This is a genomic window from Cupriavidus sp. 94F1 (genome assembly GCF_057798875.1).
In genome coordinates, this window is sequence record NZ_JBYOJT010000001.1 from 818,076 (window position 1) to 837,204 (window position 19,129).

Annotated in this window: 16 protein-coding genes and 1 tRNA gene; 6 read left to right on the forward strand and 11 right to left on the reverse strand. The window is 67.8% G+C overall.

Annotation, left to right across the window (positions count from 1 at the left end; all coding sequences use genetic code 11):
* Positions 1–65 precede the first annotated feature (65 nt).
* The 5 genes from AC3FJ6_RS03720 (at position 66) to aspT (AC3FJ6_RS03740) (ending at position 5,315) form a co-directional block, all read left to right on the forward strand.
* Entirely contained in the window at positions 66–440 is a 375-nt protein-coding gene (locus AC3FJ6_RS03720; RefSeq protein ID WP_488770721.1) for an HNH endonuclease family protein, read from the forward strand.
* Between the two features lie 125 nt (positions 441–565).
* Positions 566–650: transfer RNA gene (locus AC3FJ6_RS03725), tRNA-Leu, on the forward strand.
* 178 nt (positions 651–828) lie between these two features.
* Positions 829–1,578, forward strand: coding sequence for a metalloprotease LoiP (loiP, locus tag AC3FJ6_RS03730; RefSeq protein ID WP_488770722.1), 750 nt, complete (start codon positions 829–831; stop codon positions 1,576–1,578).
* 267 nt (positions 1,579–1,845) lie between these two features.
* Positions 1,846–3,549, forward strand: coding sequence for an aspartate-alanine antiporter (aspT, locus tag AC3FJ6_RS03735; protein WP_488770723.1), 1,704 nt, complete (start codon positions 1,846–1,848; stop codon positions 3,547–3,549).
* An 80-nt stretch (positions 3,550–3,629) separates the two neighbouring features.
* Positions 3,630–5,315 carry an aspartate-alanine antiporter gene (aspT, locus tag AC3FJ6_RS03740; protein ID WP_488770724.1) on the forward strand — a complete coding sequence of 562 codons (1,686 nt, stop codon included), beginning with the start codon at positions 3,630–3,632 and terminating at the stop codon, positions 5,313–5,315.
* Between the two features lie 117 nt (positions 5,316–5,432).
* Here aspT (AC3FJ6_RS03740) and hutG read toward each other — a convergent pair whose 3' ends face one another.
* The 11 genes from hutG to AC3FJ6_RS03795 all read right to left on the reverse strand — a co-directional run bounded on the left by hutG (position 5,433) and on the right by AC3FJ6_RS03795 (position 17,803).
* Positions 5,433–6,254 carry an N-formylglutamate deformylase gene (gene hutG / locus AC3FJ6_RS03745; protein WP_488770725.1) on the reverse strand — a complete coding sequence of 274 codons (822 nt, stop codon included), beginning with the start codon at positions 6,252–6,254 and terminating at the stop codon, positions 5,433–5,435.
* A 42-nt stretch (positions 6,255–6,296) separates the two neighbouring features.
* Complete coding sequence (locus AC3FJ6_RS03750) at positions 6,297–7,703, reverse strand: formimidoylglutamate deiminase (protein WP_488770726.1); 1,407 nt, start codon at positions 7,701–7,703, stop codon at positions 6,297–6,299.
* Complete coding sequence (gene hutI / locus AC3FJ6_RS03755) at positions 7,700–8,926, reverse strand: imidazolonepropionase (RefSeq protein ID WP_488770727.1); 1,227 nt, start codon at positions 8,924–8,926, stop codon at positions 7,700–7,702. Before hutI ends, AC3FJ6_RS03750 begins: the two co-directional genes overlap by 4 nt.
* The gene (locus AC3FJ6_RS03760; protein ID WP_488770728.1) at positions 8,923–9,522 is read right to left on the reverse strand and encodes a HutD/Ves family protein; all 600 of its coding nucleotides are present in this window, start codon (positions 9,520–9,522) and stop codon (positions 8,923–8,925) included. Before AC3FJ6_RS03760 ends, hutI begins: the two co-directional genes overlap by 4 nt.
* Positions 9,522–11,225, reverse strand: coding sequence for a urocanate hydratase (gene hutU, locus AC3FJ6_RS03765; protein WP_488770729.1), 1,704 nt, complete (start codon positions 11,223–11,225; stop codon positions 9,522–9,524). Before hutU ends, AC3FJ6_RS03760 begins: the two co-directional genes overlap by 1 nt.
* Before the next feature lie 146 nt (positions 11,226–11,371).
* Entirely contained in the window at positions 11,372–12,934 is a 1,563-nt protein-coding gene (gene hutH, locus AC3FJ6_RS03770; protein WP_488770730.1) for a histidine ammonia-lyase, read from the reverse strand.
* Between the two features lie 92 nt (positions 12,935–13,026).
* A complete protein-coding gene (gene hutC / locus AC3FJ6_RS03775) occupies positions 13,027–13,788 on the reverse strand; it encodes a histidine utilization transcriptional repressor HutC (RefSeq protein ID WP_153947363.1) in 762 nt (253 codons plus the stop codon).
* 29 nt (positions 13,789–13,817) lie between these two features.
* On the reverse strand, positions 13,818–14,597 hold the full coding sequence (locus tag AC3FJ6_RS03780; protein ID WP_400392851.1) for an ABC transporter ATP-binding protein: 780 nt from the start codon (positions 14,595–14,597) through the stop codon (positions 13,818–13,820).
* Positions 14,594–15,466: an ABC transporter permease gene (locus AC3FJ6_RS03785; protein ID WP_153947361.1), complete on the reverse strand. Its 873-nt coding sequence runs from the start codon at positions 15,464–15,466 to the stop codon at positions 14,594–14,596. Before AC3FJ6_RS03785 ends, AC3FJ6_RS03780 begins: the two co-directional genes overlap by 4 nt.
* 13 nt (positions 15,467–15,479) lie before the next feature.
* Complete coding sequence (locus tag AC3FJ6_RS03790; RefSeq protein WP_488770731.1) at positions 15,480–16,442, reverse strand: ABC transporter substrate-binding protein; 963 nt, start codon at positions 16,440–16,442, stop codon at positions 15,480–15,482.
* 335 nt (positions 16,443–16,777) lie between these two features.
* Positions 16,778–17,803, reverse strand: coding sequence for an NAD-dependent epimerase/dehydratase family protein (locus AC3FJ6_RS03795; protein WP_488770732.1), 1,026 nt, complete (start codon positions 17,801–17,803; stop codon positions 16,778–16,780).
* A 10-nt stretch (positions 17,804–17,813) separates the two neighbouring features.
* On the opposite strand from AC3FJ6_RS03795, the gene AC3FJ6_RS03800 reads away from it, so the two are divergent.
* A complete protein-coding gene (locus AC3FJ6_RS03800; RefSeq protein ID WP_488770733.1) occupies positions 17,814–18,869 on the forward strand; it encodes a CDP-6-deoxy-delta-3,4-glucoseen reductase in 1,056 nt (351 codons plus the stop codon).
* Positions 18,870–19,129: the final 260 nt, after the last annotated feature.

Here is a 19,129-nt window from a genome sequence, read left to right on the forward strand (position 1 = left end):
CATGGGACGGTTGCGCGCTATCCTACCGCAACTGCCAGGGCACCCACTTTTCAGCGAAATTGCGTATGGTCGTCAAGCGCCGGCTGCGCGCCGGCAAGGCTCCACAGCTGGGGCCACCCGATGTCACGCTCGATCCGGCAACCGGTCAGGACCCCGCGCACTGTCCGCTGTGCGGACGGCCGCTGCTCGACGACGCCAGCACCGACCTGCACCACCCCGTACCCCGCAGCCGCGGCGGGCGCGCGGTCATCGCCATGCATCGCGTCTGCCATCAGAAGATCCATTCGGTCTTTACCGAAATCGAACTGGCCACGACCTACCACGACTGGGACGCACTGCGCACCCACCCGGCCATGGCCGATTTCATCCGCTGGATCGCCCGCAAGCCACCCAGCTTCTACGACCGCAGCCGTACCACCAACGCCCGGCGCGGACGCTAGAGGCCGCCCGGCCGCCCCATCCGGTGGGGCGGCCGCTGGTTGTCCGTACTGTGGAATTGCGGCATAATCGGCGGTTCATCAGCGCGCGATGTGGATTTCCGCCCATCGCCCACGCCCATGCCCATGCCCGGGTGGTGAAACAGGTAGACGCAGGGGACTCAAAATCCCCCGCCGCAAGGCGTGTCGGTTCGAGTCCGACCCCGGGCACCAGATTTTCTTCAGATTGGCTTCTTCAGATTGGCCATTCCCCCGGTCCTGGCACCTTCCGCCAGCGCCCCCCCCCCCGCCTCCCCCCTGTCAGACGTCCTCCACTGGCGGCCACGCAATCGCTTGCTTATGCTTCTTGCCTGCGCCTCCATAACAACGACCGACCATCAGGGAACCGAAGATGAATCGATATATTGCTACGGCGGCCGCCATCGGCTGCGCAACGCTGCTCGCTGGCTGTGCCGGCGCCGACATGAACAGCCTGAGCCAGGCGGGTGGCAGCCTGTTCAGCGCCGCCGCGCTCACCGACGCCAACGTCAAGCAACTGTCTGACCAGTCCTGCGCTGACATGGACAAGAAGAACACGGTCGCCGCGGCGGACAGCACGTACGCAAAACGGCTGGTGAACATCATGAGCGGCCTGCAGAACACCGGGCTGCCGCTCGATGCCAAGGTCTACCTGACCAAGGACGTCAACGCCTGGGCGATGGCCAACGGCTGCGTGCGCGTCTACAGCGGCCTGATGGACCTTATGACCGATGACGAGGTGCGCGGCGTGCTGGGCCACGAAATCGGCCACGTGGCGCTGGGGCACACCAAGAAGGCCATGCAGGTGGCCTATGCCACGGCGGCCGCGCGCGGCGCGCTGGGGTCCACCGGCTACGCCACGCTGACGGCGCTATCGACATCGCAGATCGGCGAACTTGGCGAAACCTTTGTCAACGCGCAATTCTCGCAGCGCCAGGAAAGCGAGGCAGACGACTACTCGTACAACCTGCTGACAAAGAATGGCGCCAACCGGCAGGCGCTGGTCTCCGCGTTCCAGAAGCTGGCCAAGCTCGATGGCGGGCAGTCGGGCCTGCTGAGTTCGCACCCCGGCTCCGACGCGCGGGCCAAGCATATCCAGGACCGGATCAACAGCGGCAAGTAACACCGCACGGCGGTATCGTGGCGAACACGTTACCCGGACTGCCGCGCGCCATGTGCGGCAGCCGCTCAAGCCTTGCTGGCACCCCTGCGCCAGAGGCGCTCCGCCCCTCCCTTTCTCCCACTTTCAGACATAGCCGTTTGCTTGATTGCGTTTAACACGCATTCAAAAGCTTTCAGTACGCGCCAACGCGCCCCGTGCGGATAATGCCTCACGCCTGCGGGCCCTCCGCTGGCTTGCCATGAGCCATAGGGAGGCTTGCGCCGCGTCATGGAGTCCGTTTCCGCCCTGCTTGCCGGACAACCGGAGATTGCGCTGTTCCTGGCACTGGCCGTCGGCCATGCGTTGGGCGCGATCCCTTTCGGACCGTTTCAGCTTGGCGGCATCTGCGGCACGCTGATTGCGTCGCTGGTCATTGGCCAGAGCGGTGTGCGGCTGGACAACGACGTCAAGAACGTGGCCTTCGCCGTGTTCATCTTTGCGCTCGGGTTCACGGGCGGACCTCAGTTTTTCGCCAATGTCGCGCGCGAATGGCGGATCGGCGTGCTGTCGCTGGTCGAAGTGTTCGTACTGCTCGCCTTGCTGGCCGTGGCGGTGCCCTTGCTGCATCTGGACCCTGGCACGGCATCGGGGCTGCTGGCCGGCGCAGCCACGGAATCGGCGGTGATCGGCACGGCGTCCGAGGCCATCGCGCGGCTCGGCCTGCCGGCCGATGCCATCCGCGTGCTGCAGACCAATATCGTCACGGCCTACAGCGTGACCTACCTGTTCGGGCTGATCGCGATCGTGCTGTTCACCAGCCAGCTGGCGCCATTCCTGCTGCGTCAGAATCTGCGCGAATCGGCCCACCAGCTCTGGCAGAAGCTGGGCGGGCAGGACGACATGGCCGACAACCAGATGACGGCGCTGCCGATGATCGTGGCGCGCGTACTGCGGGTGGACCATATGGCCGGCAAGACCGTCGTGGAAGCCGAGCACGAAGTGGCGCTTGGTGTCACGATCCGGCGCATCCGCCGCGACGGCAATACCTTTCGTCCCACACCAAAAGACGTGCTGCGCGCCGGCGACATCGTGCTGGCCGTCGGCCGGCGCGACGCGATGGTGCCGTTTGCCGCTGCCCTCGGCCCCGAGATGCCCGAGGAGCCCGGCATGGACGCCGTGGTGCAGGCAGAGCAGTCGGTGCTGCTGACGCGCCGGGAAGTCATCGGCGTGTCGCTGGCGCGGCTGCGCCAAAGCGTGGATGTGGGCATGGGCCGCGGCGTCTATGTATCGCGCATCACACGCATGCAGCACGCGGTGCCGATCCTGCCCGAGACCGTGCTCGAGCGCGCCGACGTGGTAACGCTGTCCGGCCCCGACGAGGCCCTGCGGCGCGTGGTGCCCGAACTGGGCTATCCGGTCATCCCGACGATCCGCACCGACTTCGTTTTCCTGGGCATCGGCGTGTTGCTTGGCATGCTGATCGGGTCGTGGAGCGTCAAGGTCGGCCAGGCCGACCTGACGCTCGGCGTGGGCGGCGGATGCCTGGTGTCGGGCCTGGCCTTCGGCTGGCTGCGCGCACGGCTGCCGGTGATGGGCTCGCTGCCGGCGCCCGCGGCCGAAATCCTCAAGGACTTCGGGCTGGCCACGTTCATCGCCGCCGTCGGCCTCTCGGCCGGCCCCGACGCGCTGCGGCTGGTGCAGAAGTTCGGCCTGATCCTGCCCGTCGCGGGCGTGCTGATATCGGTCATCCCGGCGGCCATTTCACTGTATATCGGTCATCGCTGGCTGAAGCTCGACATGCCGATCCTGCTCGGCGCGGTGGCCGGCCAGCATTGCAGCACGCCCACGATCATGGCGCTCACCAACGCCGCCGGCAACGGCACGCCCGTCATCGGCTACACGATTACCTACGCCATCTCCAACGTCCTGCTGCCATTGCTGGGGCCGATCGCCGTGGCGATGGCCAGCGCGCTGGCATCGGCACCGCAGTAGCTGTGTCTGGCTCGCCGCGGGCCACGAACGCCCGCGTGCGCAGCCGCTGTCACCTGTGTCACGCCTTACAGGAGTTCCCTATGGATTGGTTGCACACCATCTTCCAGAAATCGCCCGAGTCGGCGCTGTTCCTGTCGCTGGCCATCGGGTATGCCATCGGCAAGCTCACCTTCGGCAAGTTCCAGCTGGGCGGCGTCGCCGGGTCGCTGCTTGCGGCGGTGATCATCAGCCAGGTTGGCGTCGAGATCGACAACGGCGTGAAGGCCGTGATGTTCGCGGTCTTCATCTACGCGGTGGGCTACGAAAGCGGCCCGCAGTTCTTCAACTCGCTGAACCGCAATTCGCTGCGCGAGATCGCAATGGCCGTCTTCATGGCCGTGGCAGGGCTGGTGACCGTGGTGGTGCTGGCAAAGCTCTTCCACCTCGACAAGGGGATCGCGGCAGGCCTGGCCGCCGGCGGCATGACCCAGTCGGCCATCATCGGCACGGCCGGCGACGCCATCACCAAGCTCGGCCTGCCGCCGGACCAGGTGAAGACGCTGCAGGCCAACGTGGCCATCGGCTACGCGGTGACGTACGTGTTCGGATCGCTCGGCGCCATCATCGTCTGCGTGAATATCCTGCCGCGCTTCATGCGCGCGGACCTGAAGTCCGACGCGAAGAAGGTGGAGGCGGCCATGCACGGCGGCCTGCCGCAGTTCGGTCCGGGCCAGGCCGGCGCGCTGCCCCGCCTGGTGGGCCGGCTGTTCCGCGTGACGGCTGCCGCGGGCAAGACCATCAAGGACATCGAGATCGGCGGCGAAGACCTGGTCACCGTGGAAAAGCTCCAGCGCGGCGGCAAGCCGATCGACGTCACGCAGGACACCGTGCTCGAAGCCGGCGACCTGGTGCTGCTGGTGGGCCGGCGCGATGCCATGGTACCCACCGCGCTGGTGATCGGCGACGAAGTGGCCGACGCCGAAGGCATGGGCATGGTCATGCAGACGCGCCGCGCCGTGTTCACACGCCCCGGCCTGAACAACAAGCCGCTGGGCGAGATCGTGGCCAATATCAGCCGCGAGATGCGCCATGGCGTCTATCTGGAGCGGATCGAGCGATACGACCATGCGCTGCCGATCCTGCCCGACCTGAAGCTCCAGCACGGCGACATCATCACGTTCTACGGCACCCCGGCGGACACCCGGCGTGCCGCCGAGCGCGCCGGCTACGAGCTGGTACCGAGCGAGAAAACCGACTTTGTCTACTTTGGCGCCGGCGTGCTGGTGGGCCTTCTGATCGGGCTGCTGGTAGTGCGCATCGGGTCGATTCCGCTGACGCTGGGCGCGGGCGGCGGCGCGTTGCTGTCGGGCCTGGTGTTCGGCTGGGCACGGTCCAAGCATCCGATGTATGGCGCGATGCCAACGGCAGCCTGCCAGTTGCTGAAGGACTTCGGGCTGGCCGCGTTCGTGGCCATCGTGGGCATCAACTCGGGACTACAGGCGGTAGATACCCTGCGCCATAGCGGTTTGACGATTTTCCTGCTCGGCGCCGTGGTCACCTTGCTGCCGCTGTTCCTGACGATGCTGTTTGGCCGCTACGTACTCAAGTACGACAACGCCGCGCTGCTGGCCGGCGCGCTGGCCGGCTCGCGCAGCGCCAATCCGGCCTTCGGCGGCATCCTGGACAAGGCCGAAAGCCCCGTGCCGACCGTGCCGTTCGCCATCACCTATGCCCTGGCCAACGTGTTGCTGACGCTGCTCGGCCCGCTCGTCGTCGGCCTTGTCTGACGTCTGCCGCAGAAGGGACCACTACGAACTGCAAGGGGAGCGTCACCGCAGCAAATCGGCCCGTCTGTGACACCGCAGTGCCACCACGGGCCGTTCTTTTGCCGGAACGCCGATGTGTCAGCGCGCTTCCACGAACGCCAGCACGGTTTCCAGCATCTGGCGGATGGCCGGCTGCACGTTGGCGGCCTTCGCCGGGTCGTACGCGAACGGGTACACCTCTTCCATGTACGACGACTGCGTCAGTTCCAGCTGGATGGCATGCACGCCGTCCGCCGGGTTGCCGTACTGGCGCGTGATGTAGCCGCCCTTGAAACGGCCGTTGAGCACGGCCGTATGGTTGGGCACCGCCTGCGCAATCTTGACCACATCGGCTGCCAGGCCGGTGTCGCAGCTCTTGCCGTCGGCCGATCCCAGGTTGAAGTCGGTGAGCTTGCCTTCGAAAAAGCGCGGCAGCACCGAGCGGATCGAGTGGGCGTCCCACAGGGCGATCGTGCCATGCTCGGCGCGCAGGCGCGCCAGTTCTTCCTGCAGCGCGTTGTGATACGGGTGCCAGACCGCGCCACGGCGCAGGGCGATTTCCGCGTCGTCGGGGCCGCTGGCGCCGTCGGCGTACACCGGCGTCTTGTCGAACGTATCGACCGGGCACAGGCCCGTGGTGTCCTGGCCCGGGTACAGGTTGGCGTTGTCGGGCGGACGGTTCAGGTCGATCACGTAGCGCGAGTGCGTGGCCATCAGGATCGACGCGCCCAGCTCGCGGGCAAAGTCGTACAGGCGGTCCATGTGCCAGTCGGTATCGGGCACGGTGCGCGCCTCGGGCGTCAGACGCTCGGCCAGGCCGGCCGGCACATAGGTGCCCACGTGCGGCATCGACACCAGCAACGGGCGGGTGCCGCGATGCAGCGTGAAAGCGGGAATATCGGTGGTGAAGGAGGAGGACATCTTGTCTCGGGGCTGCTTGGTATGGGGCGGGTTCGGGACCCTTCAGTCGGCCAGCAGGCGGGCGCGCGCCTCGGCGAACAACCGGCCCGCATCCCCTTGAAGCGGATGCACGCCGTGCTGCAAGCGGCGCATGCCGCCCGTGCGGACTTCCGCTAGTGTCTCATGTCCGTGGCTGGCGAACACGTACGTGGCCAGCGCAGGGGCCCCGTCGAGCCCGGCCAGCGTGGGATGCTGGCCGTCCAGCACCAGGAAATCGGCCCGCTGTCCGGCCGCCAGGCCCGCCACCGGCCGCGCCGCCGCGCGCGCGCCGCCGGCCACGGCTTCGAGCCAGAGCCGGTCCGCCACCTGCGGATGCCGGTCCGACGCCAGCACATTGCGCCGCTGCAGGCCGAGCCGCTGGCCGTATTCGAACGTGCGCAGTTCCTCGGCCACGCTGACGCTGGCGTGGCTGTCCGATCCGACGCCCCACCAGCCGTGCTGCGCCAGATACGGCGCGGCCTCGAACACGCCATCGCCCAGGTTGGCTTCGGTGGTCGGGCAGATGCCGGCCACGGCGCCGCTATGGGCCAGCCGCCGCCGCTCGTCCCAGTCCATGTGGGTGGCATGGACCAGGCACCAGCGTGGGTCCACCGGCGCGTGGTCCAGCAGCCATTGCACGGGCCGCACGCCGTGGGTGGCCAGGCAGTCGTCCACTTCCTTCTGCTGTTCGGCGATGTGGATATGCACCGGCGCGGTGGCATCCATCGCGTGCAGCGCGGCAACGGCCTGCGTCAGGCTGTGCGGCGGCACCGCGCGCAGCGAATGGGGGGCCAGGCCCAGCCGGGCGCCGTAGGCGGTGCAATGCGGCGCCAGCTTTTCCAGCAACGCCTGCATGGCATCGGTATCGTTCAGGAAGCGACGCTGGTCGGGCTGCGCGGGCTTGCCGGCAAACCCGGCCGTCTGGTACAGCACGGGCAGCAGCGTCATGCCGATGCCCGCGGCCTGCGCCGCGCGCAGCAGCCGCAGCGACATCTCGGCGCGGTCGGCATACGGCTTGCCGTCGGGGTCGTGATGGACGTAATGGAATTCGCACACGCTGGTATAGCCGGCGCGCAGCATCTCGATATAGAGCTGCGTGGCGATGGCCTCCAGCGCGTCGGGCGACAGGCGCAGCGCAAAGCGGTACATCAGCGTGCGCCAGCTCCAGAACGAATCGCCGCCGGCCGGATCGGCGTCGGGCGACACGCTGCGGTATTCGGTCAGCCCGGCAAAGCCGCGCTGGAACGCGTGCGAATGGAGATTCGGCATGCCCGGCAGCACCGGGCCGGCCGCCTCGGGCACCGATGGCGCCGGCGCGGCGCCAGCCGTGATGGCCGTGAAAGCGCCGTGGGCACCCCACTCCAGCAGCACATCGCGTGCCCAGCCATCGGGCAGCAGCGCATGGCGCGCAAACAGCTGGCCAGCGCTCATCGGAACACCTTGCCCTGCCGCACCACCCCGGCACACGGGTTGCGGCCAAACCAGTAGGCCAGTTCGGCGGGCGACGCCACGCGCCACAGCGCGAAGTCGGCGGCGCGGCCAGGGGCGAGCCGCCCGTGGCGATCGGCCGCGCCCAGCGCGCGCGCCGCGTGCGTGGTCACGCCGGCCAGCGCCTCGGGCACCGTCATGCGGAACAGCGTGCAGGCCATGTTCATCATCAGCAGCAACGATGTGGTGGGCGATGTGCCCGGGTTGTGATCGGTGGAAATGGCAATCGGCACGCCATGCTGGCGCAACAGGGCCAGCGGCGGCAGATGGGTATCGCGCAGGAAATAGTAGGCGCCGGGCAGCAGCACGGCCACCGTGCCGGCCTCGGCCATCGCCATCACGCCGGCCTCGTCCAGGTGTTCGAGGTGATCCGCCGACAGCGCCTTGTGCCGCGCCGCCAGTGCCGCACCACCGAGGTTGCTCAGTTGCTCGGCATGCAGCTTCACGGGCAGGCCGTGGCGTGCGGCGGCCGCGAATACGCGTGCGGTCTGATCTGGCGAAAATCCGATGCCCTCGCAGAAGGCATCGACCGCATCGACGAGCTTTTCCTCGGCCAGCGCCGGCAGCATCGTATGGCAGACCAGGTCGATATAGTCATCGGCGCGGCCCGCGTATTCGGGCGGCAGCGCATGCGCGCCCAGGAACGTCGTGTAGACCGTCACGCCATAGGCCTCGCCCAGCTGGCGCGCCACGCGCAGTTGCTTGCGCTCGGCGTCGAGCGACAAACCATAGCCGGACTTGATCTCGATGGTGGTCACGCCCTCGGCCAGCAGCGCCTCCAGCCGCACGGCCGCCTGCGCGAACAGCGTGGCCTCGTCGGCCTCGCGCGTGGCCCGCACCGTGGACACGATGCCGCCTCCGGCGCGCGCGATGTCCTCGTAGCTGGCGCCCGCCAGCCGCATCGCGAATTCATCGGCACGCTGGCCGCCGTACACCAGGTGCGTATGGCAGTCGATCAGGCCGGGGGTGATCCACGCGCCGCCGGCATCGTGCCGGTCGAGATGGCGATAGCTGTCCGGCAGGTCGGCCAGCGCCCCGAGCCAGGCGATGCGGCCGTGTTCGATCACCAGCGCGCCGTCGCGGACGGCCCGTTCGGGGTCCGCGTCGGGCAGCAGGTGGCAGTGATGCCAGACGCCATCGGCGGCGGGCGCGTCGTGGAAGTTCATCGGTCCGGCTCCCTATGCAGTATCACGCGCAGGCACAGCGCGGAAAGTTCGGTGTGGGCGCATGTGACGGCCGGCGAACCGGCCGGCATCAGTATGCCCTCGCCCGCCGACAGGTGCTGGCCGTCGCCGCCGCGGCTGTCGCTGGCGTCCCAGTCGCCGCGCAACGCCAGGACCAGCACGGTGGCGAAGGTAGGCACCGCCGTGAACGGCTGGCGCATCAGGCGGACTTCGGCGCGGCAGCGGCCCCGGCGCGTCATCACGTTGAGATCGCGTGTCGGGCCATCGACGAGCGCGGCATGGATAGCCGTATCGCCAGAAAACGCGTATGGCTCGCCCACGCGCACGAGCTTGTGGCAGAACGAGTCGTCGTGGGCCTGCAGATGCACGCCGGCGCCATCGATCAGCACGATCTGGCGGTCGATGCCCGGAAAGGCCGAGAACGGCCCGTCCGTGGCGATATCGGCCACGCTGATGCGCCAGTCGAACGTGTCCATGCCGGCGCCCGGCGGCCACACGGCAATCTCGCGCGTGGTGCCGCCGCCGTTCTTCCACGGCGTGGGGGCGATGGCGTCGAGCGCGAACCGCGTGACGGCCATCAGCGCTTCACCATCGGCAGGTTCAGGCCCTTTTCATGGGCGCAGTCGATGGCGATGTCGTACCCGGCGTCGGCGTGGCGCATCACGCCCGTTGCCGGATCATTCCAGAGCACGCGCTCGATCCGCCTGGCCGCCGCGTCGGTGCCGTCGCAGACGATGACCACGCCCGAATGCTGCGAAAACCCCATGCCCACGCCGCCGCCGTGATGCAGGCTGACCCACGTGGCACCGCCGGCCGTGTTCAGCAGCGCGTTGAGCAGCGGCCAGTCGGACACCGCATCGGAGCCATCGCGCATCGCCTCGGTTTCACGATTCGGCGATGCCACCGAGCCGCAGTCGAGGTGATCGCGCCCGATCACCACCGGCGCCTTGAGTTCGCCGTTCTTCACCATCTCGTTGAAGGCCAGGCCGGCGCGGTGCCGTTCGTCCAGGCCCACCCAGCAGATGCGCGCCGGCAGGCCCTGGAACGCGATACGGTCGCGCGCCATGTCCAGCCAGCGGTGCAGCGGCTTGTCGTCCGGGAACAGTTCCTTCATCTTGGCGTCGGTCTTGTAGATATCCTCCGGGTCGCCCGACAGCGCCACCCAGCGGAACGGGCCCTTGCCGCGGCAGAACAGCGGGCGGATATACGCCGGCACGAAGCCCGGGAAATCGAACGCGTTCTTCACGCCTTCCTCGAACGCCACCTGGCGGATGTTGTTGCCGTAGTCCACCGTTGGCACCCCCATCTGCTGGAACGCCAGCATGGCCTGCACATGCTTGACGATCGACTGGCGCGCGGCGGCTTCCACGGCCTTGGGGTCGCGCACGCGCAGGTCTTCCCACTGGTCCACGGTCCAGCCTTCGGGCAGGTAGCCGTTGATGACGTCGTGCGCCGAGGTCTGGTCGGTCACGATATCGGGCCGCATGCCGCCGGCCTGCGCACGACGCGCCAGTTCGGGCACGATTTCGGCGGCATTGCCGAGCAGGCCCACCGAGATCGCCTGGCCCTGCTTCGTCGCGTCCTCGATCATGGCCAGCGCCTCGTCCAGCGTGGTGGCCTTCTTGTCCAGGTAGCGCGTGCGGATGCGGAAGTCGATGCGCGATTCCTGGCATTCGATGGCCAGCACGCATGCGCCGGCCAGCACGCCGGCCAGCGGCTGCGCACCGCCCATGCCGCCCAGGCCGGCGGTCAGGATCCACTTGCCGGTCAGGTCGCCGTTGTAGTGCTGGTTGCCGGCTTCCACGAACGTTTCGAACGTGCCCTGCACGATGCCCTGCGTGCCGATGTAGATCCACGACCCCGCCGTCATCTGGCCGTACATCATCAGGCCGGCCCGGTCGAGTTCGTTGAACTTGTCCCAGGTGGCCCAGTGCGGCACCAGGTTGGAATTGGCGATCAGCACGCGCGGGGCGTCGGCATGGGTGCGGAACACGCCCACCGGCTTGCCCGACTGCACCAGCAGCGATTCGTCCTCGCCCAGGCGGCGCAGGCTGTCCAGGATGGCGTCGAAGCATTCCCAGTTACGCGCGGCCTTGCCGATGCCGCCATAGACCACCAGGTCCTGGGGGCGTTCGGCCACATCGGGGTCCAGGTTGTTCTGGATCATCCGATAGGCCGCTTCGATCAGCCAGTTCTTGCAATGCAGCTGGCTGCCGCGCGGGGCGCGGATTTCGCGCTGGCCGCGCGGGGTGTCGGTGAATTGGTGTTCGTTGGCGTTCATGGTGTGTCCCGGTATGTTTGATGACTGGTCGGATCTGGATGCGCTTGCCCTCTCCCCCAACCCCTCTCCCGCGGGCGGGAGAGGGAGCAAACCGACGGCATGTCAACCACCGATTTAGTGTCCCGTTGCGGGAGAGGGCCAGCGTCTCAAGCGGCTACGTTCGTCGGCAGGATCTCCCTCACGGCGTCAGGCCAGCCCGCGCCGGCGTCGCCCTGCACCACCCACTGCTTCATCGCCTCGATATCGGGCGCCAGATAACGGTCGGATTCCACAAAGGCCACGCGGCTGCGGATGCGGGCCAGTTCCTGCTCCACCAGCGGCGACGACTTCAGCGGCCGATGGAACTCGATGCCCTGCGCGGCGGCCATGGCCTCGATGCCGACGATCACGGCCGTGTTGGCGGCCATGTCGCCCAGGCGGCGCGCGCCGTAGGTGGCCATCGACACATGGTCTTCCTGGTTGGCCGACGTAGGCAGGCTGTCCACACTGGACGGATGCGCCAGCGACTTGTTCTCGGACGCCAGCGCCGCCGCCGTGACCTGCGCGATCATGAAGCCCGAATTCAGGCCGCCATCGCGTACCAGGAACGGCGGCAGACCGGACAACCCCGTATCGAGCAGCAGCGCCAGGCGGCGCTCGGAGATGGCGCCGATCTCGGCGATGGCCAGCGCGATGATGTCGGCGGCAAAGGCCACCGGCTCGGCGTGGAAGTTGCCGCCGGACACCACGTCGCCCTGTTCGGAAAACACCAGCGGGTTATCGGACGCGGCGTTGGCCTCGATGCGCAGGATGCGCGCGGCGTGCGCCAGGTTGTCCAGGCACGCGCCCATCACCTGCGGCTGGCAGCGGATCGAGTACGGGTCCTGCACCCGCCCGCAGGTCTTGTGCGAATCGACGATCTCGCTGCCGTCGAGCATCGCGCGCACGGCGCCGGCCACGGCAATCTGGCCCGCCTGCCCGCGTGCCGCGTGGATACGGGCATCGAACGGCTTGACCGATCCCTTGATGGCTTCCAGCGACAGCGCGCCCGCCACCAGCCCTGCCGCGAAGGCATCCTCGGCGGCAAACAGCCCGGCCAGCGCCAGCGCCGTGGACACCTGCGTGCCGTTCAGCAGCGCCAGCCCTTCCTTCGGGCCCAGCGTGAAGACGTCCAGCCCGGCATGGGCCAGGCCTTGCGCGGCCGGCACGCGGCGGCCGTCGATCATCACATCGCCCACGCCAATCAACGTGCAGGACATATGGGCCAGCGGCGCCAGGTCGCCCGAGGCACCGACCGATCCCTTGGCCGGGATGCACGGCGACACGCCGTGGTTGGCCAGCGCCAGCAGGGCATCGATCAGTTCCGGACGCACGCCCGAATGGCCGCGCGCCAGGCTGACGGCCTTGATCGCCAGGATCAGCCGCACGGTATCGGCCGGCAGGTCGGCGCCGGTGCCCACGCTGTGCGACAGCACCAGATTGCGCTGCAGTTCGGCCAGCTTGTCATGGGCGATGCGCGATTGCGCCAGCTTGCCGAAGCCGGTGTTGATACCGTAGACCACGGCGTCGGCGTCGATGATGTCCTGCACCGTGGCCTGTGCGGCACGCACGCCAGCCCAGGCCGATTCGGCCATCGCCAGCCGCACTTCGCCACGGTAGATGCGGCGCAGGTCGTCCAGCGACACGTGGCCAGGGTTCAGGGTCAGGAGGGAGCGGGAATCGTTGGTCATCTGCGTACGTCTTTGTTGTATGAGCCTGTCTATACAGGTTAGTCGAAAAATAAACCCGATGGTCGGCTTTTGGCTGGCCTCGGGAATCTGTTCTAGCCGAAGGCGGGATTGCCGTCGGCGCGAAACCGGCTGCCCAGCCGATACCGGTTGCCCGGGTGCAGGCAGCGAACGAATGTGACCGGCACGCCATGCGTCCAGGTGCGGCGGGTCAGCAGCAGACAGGGCTGCGTGGGCGGCATCTCCAGATGCGCGGCCTGCTCGGCCGTGGCGGCGATGGCATCGACCACGTGCTCCACCTGGTCATACGGCACGTTGCGCAGCAGGTACTCGCCCGGCTGCGTATCGGCAAAATCCTGCGTGATGAAATCGGGCGCCACGCGCGGATTCACGTAGCGGTCCTCCAACTGCACCGGCAGGCCGTCTTCGCGATGGATGCAGATCGAGTGGTACACCGATTCGCCGGTGCGCAGTTCCAGCGCGGCGGCCACCTCGATCGACGCCGACACGCGCTCCACCAGGATCACGTCGCAGGCGTAGTCATGGCCGCGCATGCGGATCTCGTCCTGCAGGTTGACCACCGACAGCAGCGTGGATTGCGGCTTGTGTTCGGCCACGAACGTGCCCACGCCGGCCACGCGCACCACCCTGCCCTGCTCCGACAGTTCGCGCAAGGCCCGGTTGACCGTCATGCGCGACACCGAGAAGCGGTTCACCAGTTCCTGCTCGGACGGCACGCGGTCGCCGGGCTGCCACGCGCCGCTCTGGATCTGGCGCGCGATGTACTCCTTGACCTGCTGGTACAGCGCGGCCGGAGCGTTGGACGGGGAAGGTGCCGGGTTGGCGGACGGATTCATGACCTGTTGCGGAATGCCGGATTGCCGGTTCAGTGCTCGGCCGATGCCATGGCTTCGGCACGAATCTCCTCGGTAAGCCGCGCCTTGAGCACGGAAAACTCGGGCGATGTCTTGATCGTGTAATGGCGCGGATGGGCAAAGTCCACCGCGATCTCGCTCTTGATCCGACCGGGCCGCGCGGAAAAGACCGCCACGCGGTTGGCCATGAAAATGGCCTCGTCGATATCGTGCGTGACGAATAATACCGTCTTGCGGTGCGACTCCCAGATCCCGAGCAGCAGCTCCTGCATCAGCACGCGCGTCTGGTTGTCCAGCGCGCCGAACGGCTCGTCCAGCAGCAGGATCTTCGGATCGTTGGCCAGCGCCCGCGCAATCGCCGTGCGCTGCTGCATGCCGCCCGACAGCTGCTTGGGGTAGTGCTGCTCGAAGCCGCGCAGCCCCACGCGGGCGATAAAGAAATCGCTACGTTCCTTCTGCTCGGCCAGGCTCATGCCGCGTTCGCGCAGCCCGAAGCGCACGTTCTGCTCGATGGTCAGCCACGGAAACAGCGTGTACGACTGGAACACCATGCCGCGGTCGGCGCCCGGACCGGCCACGGGCTGGCCATCGAGCAGCACGCGGCCGCCGCTGGGGGTATCGAGCCCGGCCACGATGCGCAGCAGCGTGGATTTGCCGCAGCCAGACGGGCCCAGGATCGTCACGAAATCGTTGTCGCGCACCTCGAAATCCACCGGCAGCAACGCCTGCGTGCTGCCGCCGCGCGGATTCTCGAAGGTGCGGGATACCTGCTGGATCGACAGCGCGCTCATTTGATCGAACTCCACGGAAACAGGCGCTGGTTGGCCAGCTTGAAGACCAGGTCGGACACCAGCCCGATGCAGCCGATGACGATGATGCCGAAGATGATCTGCCCGGTGTTCAGCAGTGCCTGGCTGTCGGTAATCATGTGGCCGATGCCCGAGGACGAGCCGATCAGCTCGGCCACGATCACGTACGTCCACGCCCAGCCCAGTACCAGCCGCAGCGTCTCGGCAATCTCAGGCGCCGCGCCCGGAATCAGCACGCGGCGCACGATGCCGCGCGGCGTGGCGCCCAGCGTGTAGGCGGCCTCCACCAGGTCCTTGCGCGCGCCGCCCACCGTGACCGCCACCATCAGCACGATCTGGAAAAACGAGCCGATGAAGATCACCAGCAGCTTCTGCGTCTCGCCAATGCCGGCCCACAGGATCAGCAGCGGAATGAACGCCGACGCCGGCAGGTAGCGGCAGAACGACACGAACGGCTCGAAGAACGCCTCGGCCGCCTTGTAGGACCCCATGAAGATGCCCAGCGGCACGGCCAGCACGGCGGCCAGCACGAAGCCGCCGACCACGCGCCAGACGGTCATGCCGATATCGCCGATGAAGCCGTACTGCGTGAACAGCAGCCAGCCCTCGTGCGCCATCGTCACCGGATCGGCCAGGAACGTGCGCGGCACGAAGCCGCCCAGCGTGACCACGGCCCAGACGCCGAAGAACGCAACGAAAAACGACAGGCCAAGGATCCAGCGGGCCTGCGACGACACCGGCACCAGCGGCGACAGCCACGGATGGCGCGCACGCGGCGCACGGTCCGCCGGCTGGGCGGCGATGGGCGCGGGCGGGCGCGCCGTGGCGGGGGCTTGCACGGACGACGACATCACGGACTCCGGCTTACTTGAGGTATCGGGCGTCATAGAGCGCCGTCACGTCGGGCACCTGGCGGATCACGCCGATGTCCTTGAGCACATCGGCCGCTTCCTTGCTGAAGCTGGCCAGCTCGCCCGCGAAGAATTTCTGGTTGGCCGCCTTGTCCTGCCAGCGCAGGTAGGCCGACGACTTGGCGAACTGCTCGCCGGTCTGCTTGACGGCCGCGCCCATGATGTCGTTGGACTTCTCCGGCTCCTTGCGGATTATCTCCAGCGCCTCGAAGTAGCTGTCGACCAGCGCCTGGGCGGCCTTGGGATTGTCCTTGAGCCATTTCGGCGCACAGCCCAGCGTGTCGGTCACCATCGGGTAGTCGAGCGTGGTGGCCAGGATCTTTCCGCGCTCCGGATTGGCGCGCACCGTGGACAGATACGGCTCGTAGGTCATGGCGCCGTCGTTCTGGCCCGCCACGAACGCCTGCGCGGCCGCCTGCGGCGACAGCGTGGTCAGCTTCACGTCCTTGAGCGTCATGCCGTTCTTCTTCAGCATCCACGCCAGCCCGAAGTACGGCGCGGTGCCCGGCGCATCGACGCCGATGGTCTTGCCCTTGAGGTCCGCAAACGTCTTCACATCGCTGCGCACGGCCAGGCCGTCGGCGCCGTACGACTTGTCGAGCTGGACGATCTGGGTGATGGGCACGCCGTTGGCGTTCCAGGCCACGTGGGTTTCCACGGTGGTGGCCGCGCACTGGATGGCCCCGGAGGCCAGCGCCAGGTGGCGGTCCTTCTGCGGAATCATCTTGATATCCACATCCACGCCGTGCTTCTTGAAGATGCCCGCCTTGTCGGCCAGCGTCAGCGGCGCGAAACCGGTCCAGCCGCTCATGCCGATGGTGACCGGCGTGTTCTGGGCGTGGGCGGGCGCGGCCAGGACTGCGGCGGCAAGGGTGGACGCAACGGCGGCAAAACGGAACGGCAGGGGCAGCTTCATGCTGTCGGCTCCATCAGTCGTGGGGTGAAGGCAATCTATCAATGCTGTATATACAAGTCAAACCCGGGGTTTACCTGAGTCGTCAGTCAAGTGCGACTTGCTGGATCCCAACGAGGGCGCGCAATTGCGGTGCCCGATCATGCTGCAATGCACCGCAGAGGCGCATGGCGTTGGCACGGAGTGCGTCGGGATGCACCGACTTGTCTATACAGGTAACGCAGGGGGAGGGTAACGCAATGGGCGTGCCTGGCCTGGAAAGAGGTGGCCGCTACGTGATGGTGCTCCCCTCTCCCATTTCATGGGAGAGAGGGGCCAGACATCGCAACCTGGCCGCGTCAGCGATCAAAAAACGCGCTGACCGTGGGATAACGCAGCCGCAGCCGCAGTTCGCGCTTGAGCCGGCGGTTGTCGAGCCGGCGCGATTCGCTCATGAAGCTCAGGAGCGTGGGCTCGATGGTGTCCCGCGCCTGCTGGCGGGTGATGCGCGGCGGGCGCGGCAGGCCCTTGCGGTCTGCCACGAGGTCGAAATAGTCCGCCATGCGCAGTTCGGTGTCGTCGCTGGCGTGCACCACGCGCTGCGGGCGGCCGCGCCACAGCGCGGCGATCATCGCCCGCGCCAGGTCGTCGGCATGGATATGGCTCGTGTAGACGTCGTCCTGCGGCGCCAGCGCGGGCGTGCCCTTGTTCAGGCGCGCCACGGGTAGCCGGTCTTCGGCATAGATGCCAGGAATGCGCACGATGCCGGTCCGCCAGCCGGCGTCGCGGCCAAAGGCGCGCACCGCCGCTTCCGCCGCCACGCGCCGCCGGGCCCGTGCAGTCTGCGGACGCACCGCATGAAATTCCTGCACGCGCGCGCCGCCGCGGTCGCCGTAGACGCCGGTGGTGCTGGCGTAGATGAAGGCCCCCGGGGCACGGTGGCGCGCCGACGCCTCAAACGCGCGGTGCCAGCCCCGCTCGGGTAGAATGGCGGCCTCGCTGACACCGGGCCGGAGGGCGCGCGTGCGACGCCAGCTGGTGCGCCGTAGCGCACCCAGCAACGCTTGCGTGCGTGGATCGCCATCGCCCTGACCCGGCGGCGGCGCCAGGTCGATGACCCGGCTGGCCAGCCGCGACAGCCGTGCCAGCGTGGCCGGCTGATCCAGGTTGGCCACCAGCGGTATCGCGCCGGCTTCGCGCAGTGCCGCCTGGCGCGATGGTTGCGATGTCACGGCGAACACGCGCATGCGCGTGGCCAGCACGCGCAGGATGCGGGTGCCCACATCGCCGCAGCCAACGATCAGCAGGCGCGGACGGCCCAGCCGCCGACGCCGGACGCCCCGTGGGGAAGACAACGCCGCTTGCGGCGACAGAATTTGGTTCATAGACCCGATTATGGCTTATCAAGTTACCGTCATGCCGAGTGGCCACAAGTTCGAAGTGGCCGCCGACGAAACCATCCTGGGCGCCGCGCTGCGCCATAGCATCGGCCTGCCCTACGGCTGCAAGAACGGCGCCTGCGGGTCGTGCAAGGGCCGCGTGGTCGAGGGTACGATCCACCAGGGCGACCATGCCGCATCGGCGCTGACCGCCCAGGAAAAGACCGAGGGCCGCGCGCTGTTCTGCTGCGCCAATGCCAAGTCGGACATCACGATCGAATGCCGCGAGGTGCATGGCGCCGGCGACATCCCCATCAAGAAGATCCCGTGCCGCGTGGCCACCATGGAGCGCCTGGCCGACGACGTGATCTCGGTCCGGCTGCAACTGCCCGCCACCGAGCGCATGCAGTTCCTGGCCGGCCAGTACGTGGAATTCCTGCTGCGCGACGGCAAGCGCCGCAGCTATTCGATCGCCACGCCGCCGCACGAGGAAGGCCCGATCGAACTGCATATCCGCCACATGCCCGGCGGCGCGTTCACCGACTACGTGTTCGGCGCCAAGGAAGGCATGCCGGCCATGAAGGAACGCGACATCCTGCGCTTCGAGGGCCCGCTTGGCAGCTTCTTCCTGCGCGAGGATTCGGACAAGCCGATCATCCTGCTGGCATCGGGCACCGGCTTCGCGCCGATCAAGGCCATCGTCGAGCATGCCGCCTACACCGGCATCACGCGCCCGATGACGCTGTACTGGGGCGGCCGCCGTCCGGCCGACCTGTACATGCACGCGCTGTGCGAGCAGTGGGCGCGCGACCTGCCGAACTTCAAGTACGTGCCGGTGGTGTCCGACGCGCAGGCCGGCGACAACTGGACGGGCCGTACCGGCTTTGTCCACCAGGCCGTGATGGCCGACCATCCGGACCTGTCGGGCCACGAGGTCTACGCCTGCGGCGCGCCGGTCATGGTCAACGCCGCCCGCACCGATTTCTCGGCCCAGTGCCGCCTGCACGAGGACGCGTTCTTCGCCGATTCGTTCACGTCCGAGGCCGATCTGCACGCGGCCGGCGGCGCCTGACCGGCCCCGCCGCCGTTGGCGCCGACACAACAATGCCACCCGGGTCTGCCAAATTTCGCTTTGACACCCGGGCGCATGCGTCTTATATTGGCCGCCATGAACACCGCCATGATCCGACGCCGCGCACGTACGTTGCTCCCCTCCGGGGTGCCGCGCGGCTGACCGCAGACAGCGTTTGTTCAGGTCAACAAGCCACGGGCAGCCCCCGTGGCTTTTTGCTTTTCTCCGTCCCTCTTTTCGTGCCGATCCCAGGAGTCCGC